The 2,024-nt window shown below is 59.5% G+C and carries 2 protein-coding genes and 1 pseudogene; all 3 read right to left on the reverse strand.

The genetic code is table 11. From position 1 onward, the window contains the following. Positions 1 to 439, reverse strand: a pseudogene (locus HMPREF2554_RS07695) (type II/IV secretion system protein); the annotation flags it as partial. A gap of 215 nt (positions 440 to 654) precedes the next feature. Further along, entirely contained in the window at positions 655 to 1,851 is a 1,197-nt protein-coding gene (locus tag HMPREF2554_RS07700) for an MFS transporter (protein ID WP_070554542.1), read from the reverse strand. A 6-nt stretch (positions 1,852 to 1,857) separates the two neighbouring features. After that, positions 1,858 to 2,022, reverse strand: a complete 165-nt coding sequence (locus tag HMPREF2554_RS11280; protein WP_246826036.1) for a PEP-utilizing enzyme — start codon at positions 2,020 to 2,022, stop codon at positions 1,858 to 1,860. Between the last annotated feature and the right edge of the window lie 2 nt (positions 2,023 to 2,024).

A 2,024-nucleotide genomic window follows, 5' to 3' on the forward strand; every position in this document is an offset into this window, starting at 1 on the left:
GGTCTTTACTCGACCACAATCGGGGATTTTCGCCGTCTGCCGAAGCAGCGGGTGAAGCATGATCGGTCTCGGTGTGCGGGCTGGGTGGGCGCGCTAGCAGATAGGTGAGGGCATGCCGGGCGATGCGCCGCGCGCGGTGATCCTCAAACACCGGAATAGGGGTGAGCCCCAGGCGTTCTCTCGTCTCGACTGAAAAGTCGGGTGCCATCAGCTCTTGAGGCGGCATGCAGGTGCCAACAATCGAGAGGGTTTCGGGCGGGGCATAGTTTCCGCAGGCGACGAAGTCTGTTTGCTCGGGGGCAAACCCGTCGGTGCCTGCTGTCTCGGCGCTACTCGATCTATAAGCGCTACCGGCGCCGCGAGAGAACGCCCGGAAAACGCCGTGTTCTGCCGTTCCGGTTCGAAATACTGCCTGAGGTGAAGGAGGTAAAGCTGCCATACCCCTATTTCACAGGTTTTCGCGCATGCGCACGGCAGCCAAGCCGCAGGCTGTGGATAACTTCACCCTGCGGGACAGTTTTGTGCGGTATCCACAGGGCAGGAGGCCATTCCCGTACCATCTCTCCGCCCGCCCAGCGCACACACCGCGCTTTTATGTCGCCCTATGACGCGCCGCGCTAACCGCACCACTTTGCGCCCGGCCCATCAATCGCCTTACTCTGTTGCCTTGTCTTCACGAGACGGTTCATGCACCGGGTTATATGCAGAAACACCAATGATTCCCGCCCAGCACAGGATAAGTCCGCCAATCGCGACGACAGACATGAACGAGAAGGTCAGCAACAGAGAGGTAGAAAGAACCACGGGCAGCATCAATCCGACTCCGTAGAGGGGAACCCCCAAAGCACCGCCCGCGTTCCTAGCGAATTGAACAAATCCGCTTGTCACAGCCTCGCTCCCGCCGCCGATCGCATCCTGGAGCCTCACGAAGATCGCGGGCATACCGATGCCGACGCCGATACCCACGAGTGCACCTCCCACAGTCAGCGACCAGATATGAGGCACCAGGCACGTCAGAACACCGATAGTCGCGGTCAGCCACCCGATTACCTCTGTGCGTTCATGATGCGCGCGCAGTCCGCCGATTGCGGAGCCGATGCCGCTTCCCGCCACCAGAGGCAGTACCAGCCACCCTAAAGTTGCGGCATCCATCTTCAGCGTATGGGCCATTGACATGGGCAGATAGGCGGCGGCACCGAAGGCAAGGCTCGACAAACCCGCCGTGCTAATCAGTCCTCGCACGAGTACCGGCTCAGCCAGCACAGACCGGAGGCTTCGCGCTTCATCGGGTTCACTCGGCAACCGGCTTCCAGGGAGGCTCAACGAGAAGGCAAGAGCCACGATAGAGAGAAGAGCAGGGCTTGCGAACGCCACACGCCAGCCGAGAACTGAGGTCAGCCAGCCTCCAAGGGGTGCCCCGATCAGTGTCGCGACAACCTGCATTGAACCCAGAAGACCAATAATCCTGCCAAGACGTTTATCCCGCCAGTACCGGGTCACAGCCGCCATACTCGCAGGCACGATAATGCCAGCGCCAAGACCCTGAATAACCCTGAACATAATGAGCTGCACCATCGACTGAGACTGCGAAGTCAACACTGTAGCCGCTGCATACAGCAGGGTACCCACAACATAAACCTTTCGCGGTCCTTGGCGGTCGGCCCAGCGACCACTGTTCAGAAGCACTGCGGTGGACGCTAACATATAGGCACCCACAACCCACCCCACGGTGCTGTGACCAGCAAGCTCGGAGGCAATCGTCGGCAAACTGACCGTGATAAAATTCTGCATCAGTGTAGCCGAAGCAGACCCAATGAGTACGGCTGCCAGACACCAGTGACGACGATTCATCTGCCCTCACTCACTTTCGACCGGTGTAACCAGTCCTGTGTTCCCATCGACCCGAATCGTCTGACCCGACACAATATCCTGCGTACCGGATTGAGTGCCGAGCACAGCAGGAATCCCGACTTCGCGCGCAACGATAGCTGCGTGAGAAAGCGGACCTCCAGTATCAGCCACCA

Origin of the sequence: Rothia sp. HMSC071F11, assembly GCF_001809115.1 — a bacterium.
Classification (GTDB): domain Bacteria; phylum Actinomycetota; class Actinomycetes; order Actinomycetales; family Micrococcaceae; genus Rothia; species Rothia dentocariosa.

Excerpts from the sequence above, each read along its gene's own strand:
- HMPREF2554_RS07700 (WP_070554542.1), bottom strand. The coding sequence starts at position 1,851 with ATGAATCGTCGTCACTGGTGTCTGGCAGCCGTACTCATTGGGTCTGCT.